Origin of the sequence: Accumulibacter sp. (assembly GCF_036625275.1) — a bacterium.
Taxonomy (GTDB): Bacteria; Pseudomonadota; Gammaproteobacteria; order Burkholderiales; family Rhodocyclaceae; genus Accumulibacter.
In genome coordinates, this window is the sequence record NZ_JAZKUD010000006.1 from 55,884 (window position 1) to 78,104 (window position 22,221).

General features: G+C 61.6%; 22 protein-coding genes and 1 tRNA gene. 9 read left to right on the top strand and 14 right to left on the bottom strand.

The genetic code is table 11. The annotated features are described in order from the left end of the window. Nucleotides 1–25: 25 nt before the first annotated feature. A complete protein-coding gene (locus V5B39_RS04710) occupies nt 26–829 on the top strand; it encodes an energy transducer TonB (RefSeq protein ID WP_332341769.1) in 804 nt (267 codons plus the stop codon). A 50-nt stretch (nt 830–879) separates the two neighbouring features. Here V5B39_RS04710 and V5B39_RS04715 read toward each other — a convergent pair whose 3' ends face one another. Next, a complete protein-coding gene (locus tag V5B39_RS04715; RefSeq protein WP_332341770.1) occupies nt 880–1,305 on the bottom strand; it encodes an FxLYD domain-containing protein in 426 nt (141 codons plus the stop codon). A 328-nt stretch (nt 1,306–1,633) separates the two neighbouring features. Between V5B39_RS04715 and V5B39_RS04720 the strand changes: the two genes are divergently transcribed. Further along, nucleotides 1,634–1,723: transfer RNA gene (locus V5B39_RS04720), tRNA-Ser, on the top strand. A 359-nt stretch (nt 1,724–2,082) separates the two neighbouring features. On the opposite strand, the gene V5B39_RS04725 is transcribed toward V5B39_RS04720, so the two are convergent. From V5B39_RS04725 to V5B39_RS04770, 10 genes are all read right to left on the bottom strand, one after another. Then, on the bottom strand, nt 2,083–2,388 hold the full coding sequence (locus V5B39_RS04725; RefSeq protein WP_332341771.1) for a hypothetical protein: 306 nt from the start codon (nt 2,386–2,388) through the stop codon (nt 2,083–2,085). Nucleotides 2,389–2,895: 507 nt separating this feature from the next. Continuing rightward, complete coding sequence (locus tag V5B39_RS04730; RefSeq protein WP_332341772.1) at nt 2,896–3,219, bottom strand: HGGxSTG domain-containing protein; 324 nt, start codon at nt 3,217–3,219, stop codon at nt 2,896–2,898. An 11-nt stretch (nt 3,220–3,230) separates the two neighbouring features. Then, nucleotides 3,231–3,482 (bottom strand): hypothetical protein, encoded by a 252-nt coding sequence (locus tag V5B39_RS04735; RefSeq protein WP_332341773.1) that lies wholly within the window; start codon nt 3,480–3,482, stop codon nt 3,231–3,233. Nucleotides 3,483–3,563: 81 nt separating this feature from the next. Then, a complete protein-coding gene (locus V5B39_RS04740) occupies nt 3,564–4,109 on the bottom strand; it encodes a hypothetical protein (protein WP_332341774.1) in 546 nt (181 codons plus the stop codon). Next, nucleotides 4,081–5,850, bottom strand: a complete 1,770-nt coding sequence (locus tag V5B39_RS04745; RefSeq protein ID WP_332341775.1) for a DUF927 domain-containing protein — start codon at nt 5,848–5,850, stop codon at nt 4,081–4,083. The genes V5B39_RS04740 and V5B39_RS04745 overlap by 29 nt, the downstream gene beginning before the upstream one ends. A gap of 149 nt (nt 5,851–5,999) precedes the next feature. Beyond that, a complete protein-coding gene (locus tag V5B39_RS04750) occupies nt 6,000–6,872 on the bottom strand; it encodes a toprim domain-containing protein (RefSeq protein ID WP_332341776.1) in 873 nt (290 codons plus the stop codon). Next, complete coding sequence (locus V5B39_RS04755; protein WP_332341777.1) at nt 6,865–7,164, bottom strand: helix-turn-helix domain-containing protein; 300 nt, start codon at nt 7,162–7,164, stop codon at nt 6,865–6,867. Before V5B39_RS04755 ends, V5B39_RS04750 begins: the two co-directional genes overlap by 8 nt. Before the next feature lie 177 nt (nt 7,165–7,341). Further along, nucleotides 7,342–7,641 carry a helix-turn-helix transcriptional regulator gene (locus V5B39_RS04760; RefSeq protein WP_332341778.1) on the bottom strand — a complete coding sequence of 100 codons (300 nt, stop codon included), beginning with the start codon at nt 7,639–7,641 and terminating at the stop codon, nt 7,342–7,344. Nucleotides 7,642–8,128: 487 nt separating this feature from the next. Next, the gene (locus tag V5B39_RS04765; RefSeq protein WP_332341779.1) at nt 8,129–9,391 is read right to left on the bottom strand and encodes a tyrosine-type recombinase/integrase; all 1,263 of its coding nucleotides are present in this window, start codon (nt 9,389–9,391) and stop codon (nt 8,129–8,131) included. 668 nt (nt 9,392–10,059) lie between these two features. Continuing rightward, on the bottom strand, nt 10,060–10,473 hold the full coding sequence (locus tag V5B39_RS04770) for a hypothetical protein (RefSeq protein WP_332341780.1): 414 nt from the start codon (nt 10,471–10,473) through the stop codon (nt 10,060–10,062). Between the two features lie 427 nt (nt 10,474–10,900). Between V5B39_RS04770 and V5B39_RS04780 the strand changes: the two genes are divergently transcribed. From V5B39_RS04780 to V5B39_RS04795, 4 genes are all read left to right on the top strand, one after another. Next, nucleotides 10,901–12,016 (top strand): phosphoserine transaminase, encoded by a 1,116-nt coding sequence (locus V5B39_RS04780; RefSeq protein ID WP_332341781.1) that lies wholly within the window; start codon nt 10,901–10,903, stop codon nt 12,014–12,016. A 38-nt stretch (nt 12,017–12,054) separates the two neighbouring features. Then, entirely contained in the window at nt 12,055–13,227 is a 1,173-nt protein-coding gene (locus tag V5B39_RS04785; RefSeq protein WP_332341816.1) for a phosphoglycerate dehydrogenase, read from the top strand. 167 nt (nt 13,228–13,394) lie between these two features. After that, nucleotides 13,395–13,553: a hypothetical protein gene (locus tag V5B39_RS04790; RefSeq protein WP_332341782.1), complete on the top strand. Its 159-nt coding sequence runs from the start codon at nt 13,395–13,397 to the stop codon at nt 13,551–13,553. A gap of 382 nt (nt 13,554–13,935) precedes the next feature. Continuing rightward, nucleotides 13,936–16,503, top strand: coding sequence for a glycogen/starch/alpha-glucan phosphorylase (locus V5B39_RS04795; RefSeq protein ID WP_332341783.1), 2,568 nt, complete (start codon nt 13,936–13,938; stop codon nt 16,501–16,503). Nucleotides 16,504–16,611: 108 nt separating this feature from the next. On the opposite strand, the gene V5B39_RS04800 is transcribed toward V5B39_RS04795, so the two are convergent. From V5B39_RS04800 to glgA, 3 genes are read right to left on the bottom strand one after another with little or no spacing between them, the layout of a single operon-like run. Further along, nucleotides 16,612–18,570: an alpha-1,4-glucan--maltose-1-phosphate maltosyltransferase gene (locus tag V5B39_RS04800; RefSeq protein WP_332341784.1), complete on the bottom strand. Its 1,959-nt coding sequence runs from the start codon at nt 18,568–18,570 to the stop codon at nt 16,612–16,614. 10 nt (nt 18,571–18,580) lie between these two features. Further along, entirely contained in the window at nt 18,581–18,712 is a 132-nt protein-coding gene (locus V5B39_RS04805) for a hypothetical protein (RefSeq protein ID WP_332341785.1), read from the bottom strand. After that, nucleotides 18,712–19,923 (bottom strand): glycogen synthase, encoded by a 1,212-nt coding sequence (glgA, locus tag V5B39_RS04810; protein ID WP_332341786.1) that lies wholly within the window; start codon nt 19,921–19,923, stop codon nt 18,712–18,714. Before glgA ends, V5B39_RS04805 begins: the two co-directional genes overlap by 1 nt. A 237-nt stretch (nt 19,924–20,160) precedes the next feature. Here glgA and tsaB point away from each other — a divergent pair, with 237 nt between their 5' ends. From tsaB to V5B39_RS04825, 3 genes are read left to right on the top strand one after another with little or no spacing between them, the layout of a single operon-like run. Beyond that, nucleotides 20,161–20,838 (top strand): tRNA (adenosine(37)-N6)-threonylcarbamoyltransferase complex dimerization subunit type 1 TsaB, encoded by a 678-nt coding sequence (gene tsaB / locus V5B39_RS04815; protein WP_332341787.1) that lies wholly within the window; start codon nt 20,161–20,163, stop codon nt 20,836–20,838. Further along, nucleotides 20,835–21,311 carry a ribosomal protein S18-alanine N-acetyltransferase gene (rimI, locus tag V5B39_RS04820; RefSeq protein ID WP_332341788.1) on the top strand — a complete coding sequence of 159 codons (477 nt, stop codon included), beginning with the start codon at nt 20,835–20,837 and terminating at the stop codon, nt 21,309–21,311. The genes tsaB and rimI overlap by 4 nt, the downstream gene beginning before the upstream one ends. Further along, the gene (locus tag V5B39_RS04825) at nt 21,308–22,168 is read left to right on the top strand and encodes a uracil-DNA glycosylase (RefSeq protein ID WP_332341789.1); all 861 of its coding nucleotides are present in this window, start codon (nt 21,308–21,310) and stop codon (nt 22,166–22,168) included. Before rimI ends, V5B39_RS04825 begins: the two co-directional genes overlap by 4 nt. Nucleotides 22,169–22,221 lie beyond the last annotated feature (53 nt).

A 22,221-nucleotide genomic window follows, 5' to 3' on the forward strand; every position in this document is an offset into this window, starting at 1 on the left:
CTCGCGTTTGATGGTCAGGATCTCGATGAATGGATTGCTTGAGTGCTGGCGTTCGGAAATTCGGGCACCAGAGAACCGTTATCTGTGGGCAGCGCTGGCTTGCTCGTTCGGCCTGCACATCCTGTTGATGCTGTTCACCAGCGGCGCCGGACGCTCGGACGGGGTAAGCCTGTTTCCTCCTTCTGCCGCTCGTTCGGCACCGATCTTGCTGATGGCGAGTCTTGCGGAGTTCCGTCGGGCCAGTGTTTCAGAGCCTGCGGAGCCGCATACCTCCGAGGTTCCTGAACCTTTAGCGCAGATCCAGGAATCACCAGCCAGTATCGCCCCGACCATCATGCAGGAGGTCCCGAAGGAGACGCGTCCTCCTGATCGCCATGGTGCGGCGAACTCATCGGGATCACCGGAGTCTTCGGCACGTGCGGAAGCGGTTCCGACTGCCGCGCGGCACGCCGCGAGCGCCGAGCAGGCCCGCGCCGACGAGGATGCTGCTCGCCTTGCCCGGCACGCAAGCTATGGGCTGGCCAGCCTGCTGGATGTGCCGCCGGTGCCCTTGTCAGACATTCAACCGGAGTATCCGGAGTCGGCCGGGAATCAACAGGGGACGGTCGTCTTGCGACTCTTCATCAGCGCCAGCGGCGATGTGGATGAACTTTTCGTCGTCCGTGCATTGCCGAGCGGTTTTTTCGAGGAGGCGGCACTGACGGCATTCGCGTCAGCGCGCTTCTCGCCAGGCATGCACCATGGTCGTGCGGTCAAGAGCCAGATGGCGGTGGAGGTACAGTTCGTTCCCTTCAACCGGGGCGCCGGCGTTTCCGGAAGAGGGTATTAGAGGGGTCTTTGCGCCTCATCCACAGGCTTTGAAGCCTGCGCCCTGCGCTGTCACTTGCCAGTAAAACCGACCAGCTCCGCGCTGACCGCATTTTGCTGTTCAATTGCGGTTTCGAAATTCCATGCAAAACCTGCCTGCAGGTTGTTGACGGCCGGGGTGACGGTGCCGATGGCCACGCCGTTCTTGTCGAGGAGCCTGAGTTCGGCTTCGGCGTGGCCAATGGCCTGCTTCGATGCATTATTGACCCGTCCCTGGACCACCAGCGTTCCCGCGCTGTTGCGGGCAATCTTGGCGTCAACGAGCGAAAGTCCGCTGAGCGCAACCTTGTTGCCCTCGGGCGTGGCCGCTGGTGGCGCGTGCGCCTCGCCCTTCGCAGCGGGCTGCTCAGGCGGAGTCTGGTTGCAGGCGGCCGTCAGTGTGATGACGATGACGGCAGTGATCAGTAATCGACATTGCGAAGCCGTTGCCAGTTTCATTTGTTTTCCCGTTCATTCAGAATGCCCCGACGCGGATGCGTGGGATGCGGCCATTTTAAATCGTCCATTCGTCGGAGAACATCGGCTCGATAGCCCAGCGCGTGGCGCCGCCCAGCACTCCGGCCCTTGAGAGAGCGTTGACGAATTCACGGCGCTATTGCGGTTGCGAGGCGGACTTCTTTTCTGCCACTGACGCCCACCCACCAGCTTGCCCAAGGCGATGAGACATCCGGCCAGCCATGCGAAACCCTTGATGGATAGGGGATGAGGGTTAAAGTCCGACAAGCTGCTAGCATCGGGTCATCTTGTGCTAATATTCGCGCCCGAAGGAGAGGTGGCAGAGTGGCCGAATGTACCTGACTCGAAATCAGGCGTAGGTGTGAGCCTACCGCGGGTTCGAATCCCGCCCTCTCCGCCATGAATAGCCATAAACGCCAGTCGTAGCAAGGGTTCCAGGTTTATGCAAATAGGAATCCCATCATGGGTACCATCAAATCTGATGCGCTTGCATGGCACGTCGTGAGACAACGAGACCTTGCCGACAGAATTCTGTGACAGTCACGGAAAAAGGCAGGCAGCCCGCTCCGACCGCCGCCAGCTTGGAAACCATGCTGTTAATCCGACTTTGGTAAGCATGCGCAGTGACCGAACCCCTGCCCGACACCATCGCCGCACCCAAGAAAAACCCGGCGCTTGGCCGGGTCGGTAGGGTCATGCGGTCGTTACGCTGTAACGCTCGCCGGCATCCGGTCAGTCTTGGCGAACCCCCCCCTGCTTTCAGGCCGTCGCACCGCCTTCCTCTTGGCCCGCTCCCCTTCGGGCTTCAATGAGCGATTCGACGACGGCCAGATGCGGGTTTTCGCTCTCGTACTTCAGGGCGGCGCTGATGGTGCCACACAACAGGTAGAGGCTGCCGAAGCGCGGCTCGTAGCCATCCGGCGGGCTGTCGATCTGCGACAACAGATAGCCGAGGTCGGACACGACGCGAGACAGATTGTCGAGCGTGTCCTGGGTGAAGATTCCGACGAGGGGATTGATGGCCGACGCGGCGGCGCGATCGACGGATGCGGAGGTGTGGGTCATGGGTTGCTCCTATCGTGAGACTCAAGGCCCCGCTGTTCAAGGCGGGAGGGCGGATGTTGAACACACGTCGATAGCCGTGCCGCCAGCCTTACGGACAGGCGCATCCGCCCATTGAGAGACAACAGGCGCAAAAAATCCACGCTTCGTGGTGGATACCGCTATCGACTTGGTGTGTTCAGCACCGTTTCACCAGTATCGGCCACCGGCCAGCAGTCCGTCAAGGGCTTGCGCTGTGCTCGCTGGACGAACGATCAGCACTCAGCCCATACCATCGCCCACTGCACCACAGAAACGCGCCTGAGCGTCGCCGGGGACAGCTTGCTATCAGCATTGCGCAGTGCAACGTCCGCACTTCTCGCGCCAGGAGTGAGTGATACCCGATGAATGCCTTGTAGATCATGGCAAGGAACAGTTCATGCTTGCAGTTGCTAATGGCATTGTGCGATGCATTTTCTCAGGCGCTTGACTCGTCGCCGTCAGGCCAAACCTTGCCGTAACCTTGGGTATCTATGGCTCTGGTTTCTGCCTCTTCGGCCTTCCACCCTTCCGGCCATTGATGCGGGACTGCTCCTTGCCGGCTTCCGACTTCGGGCCAGTGCTCAAGCCGCCGTGCCACTTGCAGCGACCACCGAAGTAGAGCGTCGTGATTTTGCACGGCGTACCGGCTCTGGTCCTTGCTCCACAGGGTAAGTCCCACAGGTCGACAGGCATGGCCGGGCAGTCGGGGATTGCGCCCTTGTGCTCACGCTCATACCGAAGTTCCCAGAGGTACCGCCGCAAGTCCCAATACGCCCGCCACCGTCGGCGCTTGTCGCTGTAGGGGTCAGTCATGGCCTTGTTCGCTACTGCTTCCGGTGAACCAAGCGCGCATCAGTCACGATGCCATCGTTCGACAGGCCCATAGCAGCCCGGTCGGCAATCGTTTCAAGTGGACTCGAGTCCACTTGATCTGCCCTGCGGTTTCCGCCGTGCGACTGAGCCTTTGCCCAGTCCTGCGCGCTCGCCACAATCGCCGCAGCCTGCGCCACGGACAAATGCCTGCGGTGCAGATTGGCCGACAGCATCATCGCCCGCAGGGTGTCGGGATGATCCATGCCCAAGGTATCGACAAGTCGAAGGTGCCGCTCGGCTGCCGCCATGAATTCAGGGGTTGGGTTCATTTCGTTCCTTTCTTGTCAGGCCAGCGTTCGCGGAGAAAAGCCCGCGCAGCGTTGCAGCATCTCGGGCAGTGCCGGCCGATAGCCGACGATTGCCGACACCAGCCCGCCCGGCTTGGCGATGATGCACACCGCGCCGCGCAGGTTGCCGCACTGGTCGCAGCGCCGCCGGTCATCGGGGTCGTCGCCGGTGCGCTCGATCGGTTCGGCGGCAAGGGTCGGCAATTCGCCTCTTGCTGATACCCCTGGAACCCCGGAACACACCGGCGGGGTTCCAGTAAAAGCCTTGCCAATACTGGCTTTTACCCTTGGAACCCCTGAACCCCCTGCAAGGTAAGGTCGCGTGAGACTTTTTCCGGTTTCCGCCTGTCTGGAGTGTCCCGGTTCCGCTTTCTCTCCGTCATTGTTGTTTTGTGGGGTTCCAGGGGTTCCAAGGGTACAACCCAGCAACGGCAAGGCTTTTACTGGAACCCCGCCGGTGTATTCCGGGGTTCCAGGGGTTCCGGCTTCGCGTTGCAGTTTGGCGAGCAGCTCGTCAAGACCCATGATCGCCGCCCAACTCATCGGCCCGAACCTCGTAGACGCGCACCTTCCGCCCGCCAATGTTTTCAGGCTTCGCGCGCTTGCCGTCCGCGCCCGCTTTGGGAATCGCGCCGCAGGCTTCCAGCTCGTCAAGCGCCCGCTTGAAGTCGAACCCCTTCAAGGCTTCGCGCATGCCTTCCGCCGTGAAGAGGTAAAGCCGCCCGTCTTGGGTATCGCGCCACCAGCCGGCCCGGTCACGCGTTTGGCTTTCGTGGGAATCGTCCGCATTGGAAAAGCGCCCGTCGCCGTGACGTTCGATGAAGTCGGAAACCTTTTGAAGAATTTGCCGCCGCTCGTCGTTGCCGCGCCCGCGCAGGGAACGCCAGGCATTGAACCCGATCACCGCCGCCTTGACGGCTTCGCCTTCCGGCCAGCCCGTCAGCCCGTATTCAGTCGCCAGTTCGCCGGCCAGCGCGAGCAGCGCGAACCGGCCCGCCGCCCGCTTGTCTTGCCCCTCGAAATCTTGGCGGTTGAAGTCTCGCAAGCCCTTCAGGATCTCCAGCCGCGCCGCGAAGTCGCGTTGATCGTGCGTCAGCCGCTCCAGGAACGCCCGGCCCGGTCGCCCGTAGTGCGTGACCGCGGCCCGCTTGATCGCATCTGACAGCGCCGCCCCGCTGGCGTGATCGTGCAGCACGTCGAAACAGCCTTGCTGGCGAGCCGTCGGAATATCGAGCAGGCGAACCGATTGCCCGGCCTTGAAACGGTGCCCGCCTTCGGCCATGGTCGTGGCAATGGTGCGTTCGCCGGTCGAGACAATGAACGCCTGCCAGCGGGTCACCGCCCGCGCCGCGCCGGTTCGCCCCGCCCGTTGCTTGCCCCGCCCGTTGCCCAGCGAGTAAACGATGTTGCCGACTTCGCGCGGGTCGCATTCGCTGATTTCGTCCAGGGCGAGCAGGCAATCATTGAACAGCGCCGCCGCGCCTTCCATGCCGTTGGCAGTCGCTCGCCAACTGCGCCGATAGTTCGCCCCGCCCCAAACGGATGCCGCCGCCTCAAGGATGGTGGTCTTGCCGGTGCTCGAATCGCCAACGAAATGCAGCCCGCCGCCTTCAGCATTGCAGCACGCCAGCATCGGCCCGGCAAAGGCAGCCGACAGGCCCAGGGCGAACAGGGGATTGCCGACAGCGCGCGCCGCAACCTCTGCCCGCCAGCCGTCGAGCGTGCCTTTCTGCCCGTGTTCCTCGTGCCCGCGTTCGCCGGATTGAAAGATCACGCTCGCCTTGTCCGGCCCGATCACCGCATCCGGCAGGACGAACACGGCACCACACCAGCCGACTTGCAGCGCGCAACGAACCTTCTTCTTTGGCGGTCGTTCTTGCAGGTAGCGCGCCAGGTGGAAACGCCCGTTCGGATCAATCGCCAACCCCATCGCGAGCAGTTCGCCGCGCAGGTCGGTGCCGTCGCCCCTGAGCAGTTCCATGGGCATGGCCCATTCCCGCCAGCGGCCCGCCGTGTTCTTGAAGCGCAGCAGCCGCCCGAAGTTGTTGCCGGTGCTGTCGAAGGTTTGGGCTTCAACGTACAGCGGCCCGCACACCCAGGTATCCACCGGCACCGGGTCGCCCTTGCCCTTGGGTGCGCTCATGGCATGAAGACAGACGCCCGGCCGCAACTTGCGCCCGGTGTCGGTCACCGTCCAGCCGTCATAGACGCGAAAGCAGGGGCGCTCATTCTCGGGAACTGCGGCAATTGGCTCCTGCTGCGCCTTGCCTTCGCCCGGTTCCACCGCACTGGCGAGCAGATCGGCCAGAACTGGAACCCCTGGAACCCCAGGGGTTCCGCTCGGGGTTCCGTCAAGATCCCCGTCGTTGCTGGGTTGTACCCCAGGAACCCCTGGAACCCCTGAAATCGGTAATGCGTCGAGAAGTTCATCATTCATCCCGCCGCCCTCCGCAGGTTCGCCAGGTCGTTGAAGTCTGAACCGCTCACGCCCTCGGGGAATTCCGGCACTGCCAGCCGCGCGCCGGTTGCCTTCGCCGCCGCGGTTGCCGCCGTCAAGCCGGGGTTGCCTTCCGTCTTTCGATCGTTGTCCGCACAGATCAGCAGATCAGCGCCCGGCCAAGCAGCGCGCGCCGCCTTCGCCACCGGCAGCAGGTTGCCGGCGTTCATGGCGCAGAGCACCGGGTGCCCGGATTCTTCGTGCAGCGTCGCGCCGGTTGCCCAGCCTTCGCAGATCAGCAGCAGCGCCGGGTTCATCAGGTCGCCGATTGGCGAGAACAGCCCGCCAGCCCGGCCGCTCTCGAACCGCTTGCCGCCATCGGGCATGATTCGCTGAACATTCCACAGCAGCCCGTGAATATCGAGCAGGGGAACCACCAGCGCCGCGCCGGTTTGCCGCAGGCTGTGCGCCTGTACGCCTTTGGCGATCAGGTAGGGGTGTGTCGGGTTGGCAGTACCCGCCGCCGCCCAGATCGCCCGCGCCTCGATCGCCCGCGCCTCGTGTTCGGCCCGCCGTTCGGCTTGCGCTTTGGTCCGCGCCGCCCGTATCAGTTCGGCGAAGGCTTCGTGCTCGGTATCGTTCAGCCGCTTGCCGTCCGCCGCCCAGGTCGAACGGAATCCGGTTTTCCAACTGCCGAAGATGCCAGCGGCCCGGCCATCGGTGTGCAGGCAATACCAGCCGTTGCGGGTTCCGCTCCGGTCGCCATCGGCATGGAAGCGATGCAGCAGCCCGTCCGCCTCGATCGCTTCAGAGGGAAGCAGCCCGGCCAGGCGCATCGCTTCGCGGAATTCTTGGAGTGGGTCATTCATCGCCGCCCCCTTGATCGTCAAGGAAGCCAGGCGCCGGCCATTCCGGTGTACCCATCGAGTACAGCGCGACATTGCGCCGGATGACACCACGGAATTCAAACTCCGGCTCGATCACCGTCAGGATGTGGAACCCCTTGGCCCGCAGGTCGTGGATGCGCGCTGCGGTTTCGGGGATGGCGAGGTTTGCCGTCAGCTCGAAGCTGGGTACCGGCTGACGTTCTCGAATAACTTGCAGGACTTCGGCGCACTGCCCGGTGACCACCGGTGGCCCGTCGTGATTTGCTGTGCTCATCGCCGGCCTCCTCTCTGCCATCCGCGTTTCGGTCGCCGGTCGATGCGGCTTGGCTTGGCGAAGAATCCGCCTGACAGGATGCTGTTCGGGTTATGATTCGGGCTGTCGAATGTCTTTGAGCCCGTGCCGGTGCCCCCCTGTGCGGGTTTTTTGTGGGTCGTCATGTCGTCGCTCCGATCAGGCCGCAAGGGCTTTGCGAAGCTCGCCGACGTTCCAAGCGGTAATGCGCTGCGAGAGTTTTCGGGGTGCTGGCAGGTCGCCGCGCCGGACCATGCGCCAGACAGTTGCGGCAGAGCACGCTTTCAGCGCCCGGACTACCGGCAATCGAACGCTGGCCGAATCGGGAAGGGAATCAAAATTTTTGAGAGCGTCGGAGATACCGACTTCTTTGATGCGAACGGGTGCCGAATCAGTAGCTGGGAATGCTTCCTTGACGACGTCGACGATGGTGGCTGTATTGCCGAATTTGTGGGTCATGGGGATAAATCCTTAAATGATTGCGCCTCGGTGGCGCCGTAGTGGTCCGGACAAGTCTGTTAAACATTGGATTCCTCGGGTCTTTATTAGAATGTACGCAATTGGTGCGTCCCATTTGCTACGTGAGTTAGCTGCTTGCATCTCCTTGCCAAAGTTGTGAAAGCCGCGCCTTAATGCCTTTACAAGACACAGCATGCGGCACATTATATCTGAGTTATCCACAGCCTATCCGGATGCCGCAACGGCTCTTTGGCGAACCAAAGCCCAACACGCCCGCATGCTGAAAAAATATACTGCCTGAGCCGGAGAAAGGGTCGAGCACTGTTACGGCTTGATATGTCTTGCGACAATCCAGACGATGTAAAAGCGACTTTGTTGTGATTCCGTCACGAAGTGTTGTTATTTTGTAACGGCGATGATTGGTACTCGTCGAGTGCTCTTTTGCCGCGCCGGCCGATGCGCTCCGACCATGCGCTTCCGCCCTCGATCAGCCGGCTTTCGTTGATCTCATTGGCAACACCTTGCCCGTCGTCGTCGCCACCGTCGCGCAGAACTTCGCCCAATCGGCCATGAGCCTGCGCCGCTTCTCGATCAGATCGCCGCGCCGGTAAGCCGCTTCCACCTTGTTGATGATGGTGTGCGCCAAGGCCATTTCCACGACCTCAGAGGGGTATGCGGTTTGCTCTGCGGCCCAATCCCGGAACGTCGACCGGAATCCATGCACCGTAATGTCGTCGCGCCCCATGCGCCGCAGTACCGCGGTCAGGCTCATATCGGACAGCGGCCGGCCAGACCGCGCACCAGGGAAGATCAGGTCGCCGGACCTTGGGAGGGACCGCAGCAGATCAAGCGCCGCGTCTGAAAGCGGTACGGTGTGCTCGTTCTTCGCCTTCATGCGCTCGCCGGGGATGGTCCAGATGCCGGCTTCCAAGTCGATTTCCCCCCAAGTCGCACCGCGAACCTCGCCCGACCTCGCCGCCGTCAGAATGGTGAATTCCAGCGCTCGCGCACCGACGCCTTGCATCTTGGCCAGATCGGCCATGAAAGCGCCAAGCTCTCGATAGGGGAGGGCGGCATGATGTTCGACCTTGGCAATCTTCGTTGGCATGGCGAGCAGGTTTTGCAAGTGGCCTTTCCAGCGCGCCGGATTCTCTCCCATCCGGTATCCCGCCGTCGTCGCCCAGGACAGAACGCTTTCAATCCGGCCTCTCAACCGGACTGCTGTCTCCGTCTTTTCGGACCAGATTGGTTGAAGGACCTTCAACACATGCCCGACCTCGATCTGCGCCACGTCCAAACCGCCGATGACCGGCCCGGCGTAAGTGGCCAGGGTATTGCGCCACTGTTGCCGATGTTTGGGATTGCTCCACGACTCATTGTGCGCGTCGAGATAGGCGTCAATGCACTGGTTGAACGTCATCGCCTTGGCGAGCGTAGCCCGCAGCGCAGCGCGTGCTTCCCGACGCTGGCCGATCGGATCAATGCCGTTGTCGATCTGTTCGCGCAGTTCGCGAGCCCGTCGACGTGCATCTGCGAGGGTCACATCGGGGTAGCCGCCCAGGCCCATGTCGCGCCGCTTGCCGGCAATCGAGACGCGCAGAATCCAGGACCGTGCGCCCGTCGGTTTGACGAATAGCGCCAGGCCCGCGACCTCGCCAACGAAGTGCATGCCCGGCGTCGTGAGTCGCTGCACCTCGATGGCCGTCAGCGACTTGACCTTGTGCCGGCCACGAACAGCGCTTGATGACAACGTGTTTTTCCGTTCCATCATTAGTCCCATCAAAAAAGATGAGATTCTATACTACCCCATAATACAGCATGAGACAACAAGAACCCATGAAACGCTTGCCATTGCTGGATTCATGACAAGTCATGCGACAGCCTGATACCGTTGGAGTATGCCAAATGGCGGACGCCCTCTCCGCCAGTAATCAAGCACTTATGGAAATCTTTCGGGGTTGGCTTTTTTGTTTGCTGGCAGTCGAGCAACGAATGAGCAACGCATGGAGAACATAGGTCCCTTCCAGATGGTTCTTGCCGCTTTTGGCAAGCGGTCTCAGACGTTATTGCCCCGCAGCAACCCATGATGCGCTGCACACCGACTTACTGCGGCGAAATGAACTGCTGGTAACCGCCAAGCTACTCCCGGCTGTCTGTCGGCACCGCGGGGGTGCGCCTACGCTTTTCCCCTGAACCAACTGGGCACCGCCGAAGATCGGCTCGACGGTCTGCTTGCGCAAGGCATCGAGGGCTCGTCCGGCTTGGGTCTTCAAGCAATGCGACATCGCCTGCACCGGGGTTGCATTTTCCAGGAGCGCTGCCGGTTCGCTGTGGCGTTCCCGCCAGTCAGGAGGGTGCTCGTCGCGAGCCACCGCGATCACCGGAGCGATGGCCGGCCGCCTCGCACAACTGGATGTTCTACTCGCTGCAGAAGCCACTGTCGGCGATCAGACTTTCCGGGGCGCCCAGCACCTTGGCTGATGCCTGGAGCGTCGCCAGCATCGGCTCGACCTGCTCTTGGTCATGGGGAGCTGGTGTCACGCCGACCGCTACCACCCGCATCGTCGCCGCATTCACCCCGGCCTGGGCGTTGTACGCTGGTTCGAAGCCGCCACCGGCTACGGGCATGATCCGTGATTCTTTGTCGGTCAGATTGATCCGGTCAGTGTCCCGGGCGCCGGGCTCGAGGGCCTTCGGCGGCTTGCCACCCAGCTTCTTGCCGGTCGCTTCTTCCTTCGCCGTGCGCCGGGCGATTTTCTCGTCGTACCCGGCTTTCTCTCGCTGATAGCGTTCCTCGGTTCGGGCAGCCATCTTCGCCTTCGCCGCCGCCATGGCCGCCAGCCGACCTTGACGGCGCTTGATTTCTTCGGGCAGGCTGACGCCGTCCGGAATGTCAACCTGGTCGGTCTGTTCTTAAGTCAAGACGAACAAGAACGACGCCGCCGATGCCGAAGCGATCTGCGAAGCGGTGGGCCGGCCCAATAGGCACTATGTGAAGCGTTTCGAGAACGGACGACAGTTGGCGGCCTGGCTGGGATAGGTTCCCGAACGACACTCCCGTGGCGGCAAGCAGTGGCTGCTGGGGATCAGCAAGCACGGCCCCCCCTCTTCTGTAGAACAAATCTACCGTGCTACCGGGCTGCCTGCCTGCTGCCTGCGTCATGCCCCTCTGTTACAATTCCAAGCTTGTTCGATGCTGGCTGGTGGACCTTCGGGGAGGCACCAGTCCCCGGTTTCTTTTTCCTAGATAGAGGCAATCATGCAACCCACAGCGAAACCCAAAAACCCCAATTTTTCCTCGGGTCCCTGCAGCAAGCGCCCAGGCTATGATGTCAGCGCCCTGTCGCTCAACACTTTGGGCCGCTCGCATCGCTCGGCGCTGGGCAAGAAAGCCCTCGCGCTGGCGTGCACGGAAACCGCGCGTATCCTCGGTTTGCCGGAAGGCTATCGCGTTGGCGTCGTGCCGGGGTCGGACACGGGTGCGGTGGAAATGGCGATGTGGTCCCTGCTGGGTCAGCGCGGTGTCGACGTTCTGGTCTGGGAATCCTTTGGCGCGGGTTGGGCAACGGACGTGGTCAAGCAACTGAAACTTTCCGACGCACGCGTCCTGAAGGCCGATTATGGCGACATCGTCGATCTCGCGCAGGTGAATTTCGACCATGACGTGGTGTTTACCTGGAACGGCACGACTTCCGGCGTCAAGGTGCCCAATGGTGACTGGATTTCCGATGAGCGCGCCGGTCTGACGATCTGCGATGCCACTTCGGCGGTTTTCGCCATGGACCTGCCCTGGGAGAAGCTCGACGTGGTGACCTTCTCCTGGCAGAAGGTCCTGGGCGGGGAGGGGGCGCACGGCATGCTGATCCTCGGCCCACGCGCAGTGGCTCGTCTGGAAAGCTACAGCCCGCCGTGGCCGCTGCCCAAGGTATTCCGCCTGACCTCCGGCGGCAAGCTCAGCGAAGGTATCTTCCGCGGGGAAACGATCAATACCCCTTCGATGCTCTGTGTTGCCGACTATCTCGACGCCTTGCAATGGGTCGAGAGGATTGGCGGCGTCCCGGCAGCGATCGCACGCAGCGAGGCCAACCTGGCGGTGATCGCCGAGTTTGTCGCCGCCAACGACTGGATCGCCTTCCTGGCCAAGGAGCCGGCGACGCGCTCGAACACCAGCGTCTGCCTGAGCGTGCAACTCGACGCCGAACAGGTGAAGAAGCTCGTCAAACTGCTCGACAGCGAAGGCGTCGCTTTCGACATCGGTTCGTACAAGGACGCACCGGCAGGGATTCGCATCTGGTGTGGGTCAACCGTCGAGACTTCCGACCTGCAGGCGCTGATGCCATGGCTGGCCTGGGCCTATCAGCAGGTCGCCGCCTGATTCCTGCCATTCCACCCACCTATCCGAGTCACATTGCCATGTACAAGGTCAGAACCTACAACAAGATTTCGATCAAGGGTCTCGATCGATTTCCGCGTCAATCCTATGAAGTCGGTAGCGACATCGCTCATCCCGACGCTTTTCTCCTGCGCAGCCAGAAGCTGCAGGGTATCGAGGTCCCCGCCTCGCTGCTGGCCGTCGCCCGTGCCGGTGCCGGGGTCAACAATGTTCCGGTCGCCGAGTACGGCAAGCAGGGGATCGTGGTGTTCAACACTCCAGGTGCCAATGCCAACGCCGTCAAGGAACTGGTGATGGCCGGCATGCTGCTGAGTGCGCGCGGCATCGTCGACGGCATGAACTACGTGCAGTCGCTCGCCGATCTGAAGGACCCGGCGGAGATGTCGCCGCTCGTCGAGAAAGCCAAATCCCGCTTTGCCGGCCACGAGATCCGTGGCAAGACGATCGGTATCGTTGGTCTCGGAGCCATCGGTTCGATGGTCGCCGACATGGCGCTGGCGATGGGCATGACAGTAGTCGGCTTTGACCCGGTGTTGTCGATTGATGCGGCCTGGCGCCTGTCGAACGAAGTCAGCCGCATGGAAAACCTGCAATCGCTGCTCGCCCGTTCCGACTACGTCTCGCTGCATGTGCCGGCGGTCGATGCCACCCGGCACATGCTCAACGACGATACCCTGGCGGTCATCAAACCTGGCGCCGTGCTGCTCAACTTTGCCCGGGACGCGATTGTGGACTCGGGGTCGGTCCTGCGCAGTCTTGACGCCGGCCGGCTTGGCAAGTACGTCTGCGATTTTCCCGAGCCCGCTCTGCTCGGACACCCGCGAATCATTGCCATGCCGCACATCGGCGCCAGTACCGAGGAATCCGAGGAAAACTGTGCGGTGATGGCTGCCAACCAACTGGTCAACTATCTGGAAAACGGCCACATCGTGAATTCGGTGAACTTCCCGAAGATCAGCATGGAGCGCAGTCCGGGTACCGCGCGGATCACCTTCTCCAACGACAATGTCTCCGGTGTTCTCGGCCAGGTCCTGTCGATTCTGGCCAGCCACCAGGTCAATGTTGTGGACATGATGAACAAGAGCCGCGGTGAACTGGCTTTCAACATCGTGGATGTCGAGAAAAAGCCCGGCGACGAGGTGATCAGCGCGATCCGGGCGGTCGAACGCGTGATTCGCGTACGCGTGATCTAGGGTTTTTGACCGGAACGGCGAGCTGGCCCGGCTCGCCAGTCGCCCTTGATGTACGGCAACCCCTCTCTGTGGCTGGAACCGGGTCGGTCGAGCGCGGGTCATAGGCCAGTCAGGGCGGTCTGGCGCCGGCCTTCGTCGGCCTGCTGCATCGCTCAATGGAGGAAGCCATGCCTTTTCAACTGCTCGCAAACCTGGGCTGGCACGAGTGCTCGGTCCTGCTCTTCGCGCTGCTCCTGGTGCTCGTTTTCTTCCTGGTCCTCCGCCAGAACCAGAAGGATTTTCTCGAAATCGAGGCATGGGTGACTGAAGAGAAACCCGGTCTCTAGCCGCCTGTCGGACTGGATGAGTCGAAGCGAAAAAAGTGGGAAGCGAGGACAGATTGTCACGAGTTTCAAGCCAATGGTGGAACGATTGGCACCGAAATTCGGGGCAATAGGGACCGCTACTCTTTGCAGCCGATTTGGTCAAGTCCGACAGGCGGCTAGCCCCCGCGCGAGTGGCAACCTGGCGCTCTCCCGAGCACGCGGAGGCGCGGGACGATCGTCGGCGCATTACCCAGAACGGGCGTGATGGCGTTTGCACGGCGCAGCGTGCACGGTTGCGTGCAATGTTATAGACTCGCCACGGGCGTGGACCGGTGGACGTGGATTCACGATCTCTCTCACATCGATGAACGGAAGAACACAAGGGGCTGACATGAACGTTGAAATGGAAAAAGAAAATGCGCCGCCGGTAGAGGCGGTCGGCGATCCGCTGGTGGGGCGTGAAGACCGGCGCATCGGACTCAGTGTGGACGCACTGAAACGTGCCATGCTCGACAAACTGGTCTATGTGCAGGCGCGCTTTCCGCAGGTGGCGACGCGGCGTGACTGCTTCATGGCGCTCGCGCAGGCGGTACGCGACCGCCTGCTGCAACGCTGGGTACAAACTGCGCGCACCTATCGCGATCGGGGCAGCCGTACCGTCTGTTACCTGTCCGCCGAATTCCTGATCGGTCCGCAACTCGGCAACAACCTGATCAATCTCGGAATCTTCGACAAGGCCCGGCAGGCCACCCAGGAATTCGGACTCGATCTGGAGATGCTGCTCGACCAGGAAGAGGAGCCGGGGCTCGGCAACGGTGGTCTCGGACGCCTGGCGGCGTGTTACCTCGACTCGTTGGCAACTCTCGAAATTCCCGCTATCGGTTATGGCATTCTGTACGAGTTCGGTATCTTCACGCAGGCGATTCGCGATGGGCAGCAGATCGAGCTGACCGACAAGTGGTTACGTGCCGGGAGTCCGTGGCTGATCCACCGTCCGAGTATTGCTTTCGACATCAAGCTCGGTGGTCATACCGAATTTCAGTTCGAGGCAAACGGCGAACGCCGCCTGCGCGTGCAATGGGTCCCGGCAAAGGTGGTGCGCGGGACCGCCTGGGACATGCCGGTGTTGGGTTACGGAGTGAACACCCCGAACCGGCTCCGGCTGTGGAGCGCCGAGGCGCCGGAAAGTTTCGATTTCGCGGCCTTCAATGCCGGTAACTACTATCAGGCAGTCGACGCCCAGATTCGCTCGGAGACCATCACCAAGGTGCTGTATCCGAACGATGAAACGGAAGCGGGCCAGGAACTCAGGCTCGAGCAGCAATACTTCTTCGTGGCTTGCTCACTGAAGGACATGATCCGCCTGCAACTGCAGCGCGAGAAGAACCTCGATCACTTCGACGAGAAGTTTGTGGTCCAGCTCAACGATACGCATCCGTCGATCGCTGTGGCGGAACTGATGCGCTTGCTGGTCGATGAATACATGATGGAGTGGGACCCGGCCTGGGCGATTACCCGCAAGACCTTCGCCTACACCAACCACACGCTGCTGCCAGAGGCGCTCGAGAAATGGCGACTGGCCTTGTTCAAGCGCGTGCTGCCGCGGCATTTCGAGATCATTTGCGAGATCAACCTGCGGTTCCTCGACGAAGTGCGGATTCGCTATCCGGGCGACGACGCGCGGCTGAGAAGGATGTCGCTGATCGACGAGGATGGTGCGCACTACGTGCGCATGGCGAATCTGGCGGTCGTCGGCAGCTTCGCGGTGAATGGCGTGGCCAGGCTGCATTCTGAACTGCTCAAGTCGGATGTCCTGAAGGACTTCTACGAGCTGTGGCCGGAGAAGTTCAACAACAAGACCAACGGCGTCACCCCGCGCCGCTTTGTGGTCCTGGCGAACCCGACGATGTCCGGGTTGATCGAGGAAACCATCGGTAGCGGCTGGGTGACCGATATGACACGGCTGCGCGAACTCGAACCGCATGCCAACGACCCCGCCTTTTGCGAATCCTGGCGGCGGATCAAGAACGGCAACAAGAACCGCTTGGTCGGCGAGATCAAACGTTTTGTCCATGTCGATGTCGATCCGGCGTCGATGTTCGACGTCCAGGTCAAGCGTTTTCATGAGTACAAGCGGCAGCACCTCAACATCCTGCATGTGGTTTCCCTGTACAAGCGCCTGAAGGACAATCCCGACCTCGTGACCGCGCCCCGCACCGTGATCTTCGGGGGCAAGGCGGCGCCAGGTTATTTCATGGCCAAGCTGATCATCCGGCTGATCAACGCCGTCGCCGACGTGATCGGTCGCGATCCGGCGATGCACGGCAAGCTGCAGGTGGTTTTCTTTCCGAATTACAACGTCAAGAACGCCCAGTCGATCTTTCCCGCAGCCGATCTGTCCGAACAGATTTCACTGGCCGGCAAGGAAGCTTCCGGGACTGGCAACATGAAGTTCCAGATGAACGGTGCGCTGACCATCGGTACGCTCGACGGGGCCAACGTCGAAATCCGCGAGGAAGTCGGCGACGACAACTTCTTCCTGTTCGGGATGAGCACGCCCGAGGTCATGGAACTCAGGAGGACGGGCTACCGACCCCGGGCCTACTACGATGCAAACCCGCATCTGCGTGAAGTGATCGACCTGATCGCCAGTGGCTTCTTCACCAAGGGAGACCGCGAGATCTTCCGGCCTCTCGTCGATCATCTGCTCAACCACGATGAGTACATGGTCCTGGCCGACTTTCAGTCGTACATTGATTGTCAGGCCAGGGTCTCGGAGGCCTATCTCGATGTCGATCGCTGGACGCGGATGTCGATTCTCAACGTGGCACGTTCGGGTTTCTTTTCTTCCGACCGGGCGATCCGCGAATACTGCGACGAGATCTGGAAGGTGAAGCCGGTGCGTATCGAACTCAGTCACCTGTCGGGCGAGGACATACAGTTTACGCGTGCCCTTGCCGGAGCAGACTGAGTGACCACGCCGGGGCCGGCCTGCCCCGGTCGCATGGCGCTTGCTGTGCAAGTCGTAAAGGTGGTGCCCGCCGCACTGGCTGACCGCCGGCAGATTGGCGACCGGCGGCTACCAGCGCCGGACCTTGATGATGTGCGCCATCTTGGTGGTTGGAGCAAGTTCGACATAAGCCGTCGGACCATGCCAGCGATAGCGCTCGCCGGAGAGCAAGTCGTGCGCCTGGTATTGCTCGTCCTCGGGAATTCCGAAGGTGCCCAGTGGCACATGTAGGATCGAGTGGTGTGTGTGGAAGGGGTCGAGATTGACCACGCAGATGACAATGTCCGAACGGTCTTCGGTCATTTTGGCATAGGCAAGGATATTGGGGTTGTCGGCGTTCAGGAAGAGCACATTGTTATAGGTCTGCAGGGCAGGGCATTCCTGGCGGATCTGGTTGATTCGGGTGATGATGTCGACGATGTTGCCCGGGGCTTTCCAGTCGCGCATCTTGATTTCGTATTTCTCCGAATCGAGGTACTCTTCCTTGCCGGGAATCGCCTCGTTTTCGCACAGCTCGTAGCCGCTGTAGATGCCGTAGACGCTCGACAATGTTGCCGCTAGCACGGCGCGCATGATGAATGCCGGGCGACCGCCGAACTGCAGGATCGGTGGCAGGATGTCGGGGGTATTGGCAAAAAAGTTGCCGGTAAAGTATTCCTTCATCTCGCCACAGGTCAGTTCGCTGACGTACTCGGTCAGGTCATGCTTATGATCGCGCCAGGTAAAGTAGGTGTAGGACTGGGCGAAACCGACTTTCGCCAGCAAGCGCATCATCTTCGGTTTGGTGAAGGCTTCGGCCAGGAAGATGACTTGCGGGTGTTGCCGGTGCACTTCACCGATCACCCATTCCCAGAACGGCACCGGTTTGGTGTGCGGATTGTCGACCCGGAAGGTGGTGACGCCCTTGCCGATCCAGAACAGGAAAATCTTAAGCATTTCCTGCCACAGCCCGGCACGGTCGCTGGTCCCGAAATTGAGTGGGTAGACATCCTGATACTTCTTGGGCGGGTTTTCGGCGTACTTGATCGATCCATCGGGACGATGGAAAAACCAGTCCGGATGCTCGGCGACATAGGGATGGTCGGGTGAACAGTTCATCACATAATCGAGCGCAATCTCGATTCCCAACTCACGGCAGGTGGCGACAAACTGGTCCCAGTCGTCCCAGGTACCGAGTTGTGGTTCCAGCGCCATGTGGCCGCCGTGTTTGTTGCCAATTGCCCAAGGACTGCCGACGTCGCCCGGTACAGCCACCAGACTGTTGTTTTTGCCCTTGCGAAAGCTATGGCCAATGGGGTGGATCGGCGGCAGATAGACAACGTCGAAACCCATCGCCTTGATGTCGTGCAGGCGACGAATGCTGTCCTGCAGCGTGCCATGCCGGTACGGCAGGTTGCCTTGCGAACGCGGGAAGAACTCGTACCAGGCAGCAAAACGGGCAATGGGCCGATTGACCATGATCGTCAAGGGCGGTGTCATTTGATGGCCCTCGCTGCGATCAGGGTAACTGGCCATCATGTTGCGCATGACCTTGCCGATGCCAAGGTCGATGGCGCCACGCTGTTCACCGGCTGCCAGCGCAGTTTCGATGGCTGCAATGATGCCCAGCATGCGGCTGAGATCCTCGCCGTGTGCCACGGCAGCCGACTTCTTGAGGACCACCAGACCCTCCAGCAGTTCGCTCCGGAGGTCGGCACCGGGCACGCTTTTCTTGGTGATTTCGTCCACCCACGACAGATAGATCTCGGCGTAGGCCTCGATGGTGTACTCCCAACGACCGATCGCGGTGACGGTAAACTCGCCGAACCAGCGGTCATTGTCACCCTGATTCATCGCGCTTTCCAGCCACTCAGTCTCCCCGGCCTGGCGTGCCTTGAGCACGGCCGCGAGCTTGAAGTGGCCCTCCTTGTAAATGTCGGCACTGACGGTGACTTTTTCACCGACGACACGCTTGATGGGGAAACGGCCGCCGTCCACTTGCGGCTCGACCGCTTCGATGACCACACGAGGGTATTCTTTGGGAATCATCATCCTGCTCCTAAATCCTGAATCCTGAACCGGCGAGGCCGGAAGCGTTGGGTCTGTAGGGCGCCGGCCGGTGTGCGCCGGCAACGTGCAGACCGACGGTCGCGAGCCGGGCGTCGCCGTGGCTGTCGACAAACGCCGACATCACTTCACCAGCGAATCGTAGAGTCGTTTCGTTTGTTGCGCGATGCTCGACCAGCTAAAGACTTCGCGCGCCCGCTGCTGACCTGCTGCGGCCATCGATGCGGCGAGTTCCGGGTTATCGAGAATCTTGTTGATTGCGGCCGCCAGATCGCGCGAAAAGACATCCGGGTTGACCGGCTCGAAAGGGGCGACATGCAGTTGCTCGAGCGGCACCAGGTAGCCGGTGACGCCATCGATGACGACCTCCTTGATGCCCCCGACGGCACTTGCCACGACCGCGGTACGGCAGGCCATGGCTTCAAGGTTGATGATCCCGAACGGCTCGTAGATCGACGGACAGCAGAACACCGTGGCATGCGAATAGAGCTGGATCGCTTCTTCCTTGCTCACCATTTCCTGTATCCAGACCACGTTCTGGAAACCTTCCTGGCGAACACGCTTGACGGCAGCCTTCATTTCGGCCAGGACTTCGGGGGTGTCGGGGGCGCCGGCGCAGAGGACGACCTGCGCGTCGGGGTTGATGTAATGAATGGCATTGACCAGGTGGACGATGCCTTTCTGACGCGTGATCCGGCCGACGAAGAGGACCATTGGCTTGTCGGGGTCGACGCCAAACTTTTCGAGGGCAGTTGTTTCGTCGGTCGGGTGGTACTGGTCGACATTGATGCCATTGTAGATCACCGTGATTTTCGCCGGGTCGATGTCGAAATGCTCGAGGATGTCGGCCTTGGTTCCCTGCGAGACGGCGATCACGGCGTCGGCCATGCTCAACGAAGTCCGTTCGACCCATGACGACATGTCATAGCCACAGCCGAGCTGCTCGCGTTTCCATGGGCGCAGCGGTTCCAGCGAATGCACTGTATGGACCAGCGGAATGCCATAGAGGGTTTTTGCCAGGATGCCGCCCAAATGGGCGTACCAGGTGTGTACATGCACCAGGTCGGCGTCGACCTGATCGCTCAGCGTCTGCAGGTTGGTCTCGAAAGTATCCAGTGCGCCGCTCAGTTTCTTGTCGACATGCGCGAAACTTCCCTTGCCGAAAGGGTAGCCCTTGATGCGCACGCCATCACTGCTGACCGCATCCTGGTCACCGAAGGAGCGGACTTCGACATGCATCAGCCTGGCAAGTTCGCCAGACAGATACTCAACGTGAACCCCGGCTCCGCCGTAGACGTGAGGAGGGTATTCGCGCGTCAATAGGAGTACTTTCATTGCGGTACTTTCTATGCTGTGGTTATGAGGTGGACGTGCTCTCGGCACGTCGTTTGAAGGCCCTCTCATTGTAGCGGGAAAGGTCTTTGCCGGCCATGTCGGCAGCGCTGTTGGGCGTCGAATCGGGTGGCCCCGGGAGAAAGAACCGCGAAAACCGCGGTCGCCTCCGACCGGGCGGCAGGGAGTGTTCTGGCATTCGATGGCGACGGCGGCGGGCAGGACGGGTAAAATAGGCCCATGAATCTACTGGCCATCGAAACCTCGACCGATCTCGGCTCCATTGCCCTCTGGTGCGATGGCGTCGTACTGCAGCGTTTCTGTCCGGTCGGTGTGGCTCATTCGGAAACGCTGCTGCCGCTGATCCGCGCGACGCTTTGCGAGGCCGGGCTCGGCTTTGCCGATCTGCACGGAATCGCCTTCGCGTCCGGTCCCGGATCGTTTACCGGTCTGCGTGTCGCTTGTGGAGTCACCCAGGGTCTGGCCTTCGCCCATCGGCTACCGGTCATTCCGATCGGTACCCTCGATGCCATGGCGCTGGCCAGTGGCGGGGAACAGGTGCTGGTACTGCTCGACGCCCGCATGGGCGAGGTCTATTACGGCTGGTTTTCTGCGGCGGTGCCGCTCGCTGCGGTCGGGGTTTGCCAGCCGTCGGCGTTGCCGCTGCCCGACTCGGCGGGCTGGCTGGCCTGTGGCAATGGCCTCGGTGCCTATCCCTCGCTGCGTGCGCGGCTGGCCGGCTGCGTGCACCTCTGGCAGCCCGAACTGATGCCCGCTGCCGACGCTGTTGCCAGTCTTGCCGCAGCACGCCTGGCGCGTGATGAGGGGATCGATGTGGCTGCTGCGGCGCCGCTGTACGTCCGTAACAAGGTCGCATGGACAGTCACCGAGCGCCTGGCGATGGGTGGCAAAGCGTGAGCGCCGTGCTTGCAGCGAGACTCTCGATGCTGCCGATGTACCCTGCCGACCTTGACGAGATCATCGAGATCGAAAATCGCGTTTATCCGTTTCCCTGGTCGCGGGCCAATTTCGTCGATTCGATCGCTGCTGGCTACAGTGTCTGGGGGGGGCGTCTCGCCGACGAGTTGGTGGGCTACTATGTCCTGATGATGGTCGTGGACGAGGCGCACTTGCTCAACATCAGTGTTGCCGAGCAGCACCAGGGAAGAGGGATTGGTGCTTGCCTGCTGCGCCACGCCATGCGCCTTGCCCGGCAGGCGGGTGCGTGCAGCGTCTTGCTCGAGGTTCGCCCGTCGAACGCGCAGGCGCTGGCGATCTATCAGCATTTCGGTTTTCGACAGATCGGCGTGCGACGCGGCTACTATCCGGCAGAAAAGGGGAACGAGGATGCACTGGTAATGCGGCAGATACTGCCTGGGAGGGCGAAATGATCGCCAAGAAGCCGAGCAGTGGGCCGTTGACGCGCGTGCAACTGTTGTACGAGATCGGCCTGTCGCCGCAGTGGCAGTTGCGCGCGCAGCGCGCGGTGGCGCTTGCCCCGTCGCGCGTGCCGGCGCCCCTTCCGGACGAACGGTGTCCCGCGGCGGCAAACGCGATCACCGCCATCACCGAACTCGCGCCGTCGCCCGCCGCAACCGGTGTTCCTGCCTTGGCGCGGTCGCAGGCTATCGCCGGCATGTCCTGGGAGCAATTGCAGCACAGTGTAACCTCCTGCCGGGCATGTGTGCTTTGCCAGCAGCGGCGGCAGGCGGTGCTCGGCGTCGGCGATGTCGCCGCCGGCTGGCTGTTCATCGGCGAGGGGCCGGGAGCTGAAGAAGACGCGCGTGGCGAACCTTTCGTGGGTCCGGCGGGCCAGTTGCTCGATGCCATGCTCGCGGCGATCGGCCTGCAGCGGGGCAGGGATGTCTACATCGCCAACGCCGTGAAGTGTCGTCCACCCAACAATCGAACGCCGGAGTCTGCCGAGATCGCGACCTGCGCACCCTATCTGCAGCGACAGATTGCGCTGATCCAGCCACGACTGATCGTTCTCCTGGGCCGCGCAGCAGCGCATGCGCTGCTCGGTGAGGTGGGTTCGCTGGCCAGTCTGCGCGGCCAGACTTTCGCTTATCCGGTGCCGCAAGCGGGTGGACGCGCCATTCCGGTGGTAGTCACCTACCATCCGGCCTATCTGTTGCGCACCCTGACGGACAAAGCCAAAGCCTGGGAGGACCTGTGCCGCGCACGCAGACTGATGCGGGCAACCCAGGCCGCTGCCGCGCAAGCTGCTCCGTCGCTGCCTGCGTAGCCCGCCGAAGCGGCTTGCCACTTGAGAAATCAGCGAAAGTCGCCAATTGGGCG

What these genes read in the sequence shown, in the direction of transcription:
- V5B39_RS04780 (WP_332341781.1), top strand. Translation starts at nt 10,901, where the DNA reads ATGCAACCCACAGCGAAACCCAAAAACCCCAATTTTTCCTCGGGTCCC.
- V5B39_RS04755 (WP_332341777.1), bottom strand. Translation starts at nt 7,164, where the DNA reads ATGAGCACAGCAAATCACGACGGGCCACCGGTGGTCACCGGGCAGTGC.
- V5B39_RS04725 (WP_332341771.1), bottom strand. Translation starts at nt 2,388, where the DNA reads ATGACCCACACCTCCGCATCCGTCGATCGCGCCGCCGCGTCGGCCATC.
- V5B39_RS04785 (WP_332341816.1), top strand. Translation starts at nt 12,055, where the DNA reads ATGTACAAGGTCAGAACCTACAACAAGATTTCGATCAAGGGTCTCGAT.
- V5B39_RS04825 (WP_332341789.1), top strand. Translation starts at nt 21,308, where the DNA reads ATGATCGCCAAGAAGCCGAGCAGTGGGCCGTTGACGCGCGTGCAACTG.
- V5B39_RS04730 (WP_332341772.1), bottom strand. Translation starts at nt 3,219, where the DNA reads ATGACTGACCCCTACAGCGACAAGCGCCGACGGTGGCGGGCGTATTGG.
- V5B39_RS04750 (WP_332341776.1), bottom strand. Translation starts at nt 6,872, where the DNA reads ATGAATGACCCACTCCAAGAATTCCGCGAAGCGATGCGCCTGGCCGGG.
- V5B39_RS04740 (WP_332341774.1), bottom strand. Translation starts at nt 4,109, where the DNA reads ATGAGTTGGGCGGCGATCATGGGTCTTGACGAGCTGCTCGCCAAACTG.
- V5B39_RS04760 (WP_332341778.1), bottom strand. Translation starts at nt 7,641, where the DNA reads ATGACCCACAAATTCGGCAATACAGCCACCATCGTCGACGTCGTCAAG.
- V5B39_RS04710 (WP_332341769.1), top strand. Translation starts at nt 26, where the DNA reads ATGAATGGATTGCTTGAGTGCTGGCGTTCGGAAATTCGGGCACCAGAG.
- tsaB (WP_332341787.1), top strand. Translation starts at nt 20,161, where the DNA reads ATGAATCTACTGGCCATCGAAACCTCGACCGATCTCGGCTCCATTGCC.
- V5B39_RS04770 (WP_332341780.1), bottom strand. Translation starts at nt 10,473, where the DNA reads ATGGCGGCGGCGAAGGCGAAGATGGCTGCCCGAACCGAGGAACGCTAT.
- V5B39_RS04805 (WP_332341785.1), bottom strand. Translation starts at nt 18,712, where the DNA reads ATGTCGGCGTTTGTCGACAGCCACGGCGACGCCCGGCTCGCGACCGTC.
- glgA (WP_332341786.1), bottom strand. Translation starts at nt 19,923, where the DNA reads ATGAAAGTACTCCTATTGACGCGCGAATACCCTCCTCACGTCTACGGC.
- V5B39_RS04715 (WP_332341770.1), bottom strand. Translation starts at nt 1,305, where the DNA reads ATGAAACTGGCAACGGCTTCGCAATGTCGATTACTGATCACTGCCGTC.
- V5B39_RS04795 (WP_332341783.1), top strand. Translation starts at nt 13,936, where the DNA reads ATGGAAAAAGAAAATGCGCCGCCGGTAGAGGCGGTCGGCGATCCGCTG.
- V5B39_RS04790 (WP_332341782.1), top strand. Translation starts at nt 13,395, where the DNA reads ATGCCTTTTCAACTGCTCGCAAACCTGGGCTGGCACGAGTGCTCGGTC.
- V5B39_RS04735 (WP_332341773.1), bottom strand. Translation starts at nt 3,482, where the DNA reads ATGGATCATCCCGACACCCTGCGGGCGATGATGCTGTCGGCCAATCTG.
- V5B39_RS04800 (WP_332341784.1), bottom strand. Translation starts at nt 18,570, where the DNA reads ATGATTCCCAAAGAATACCCTCGTGTGGTCATCGAAGCGGTCGAGCCG.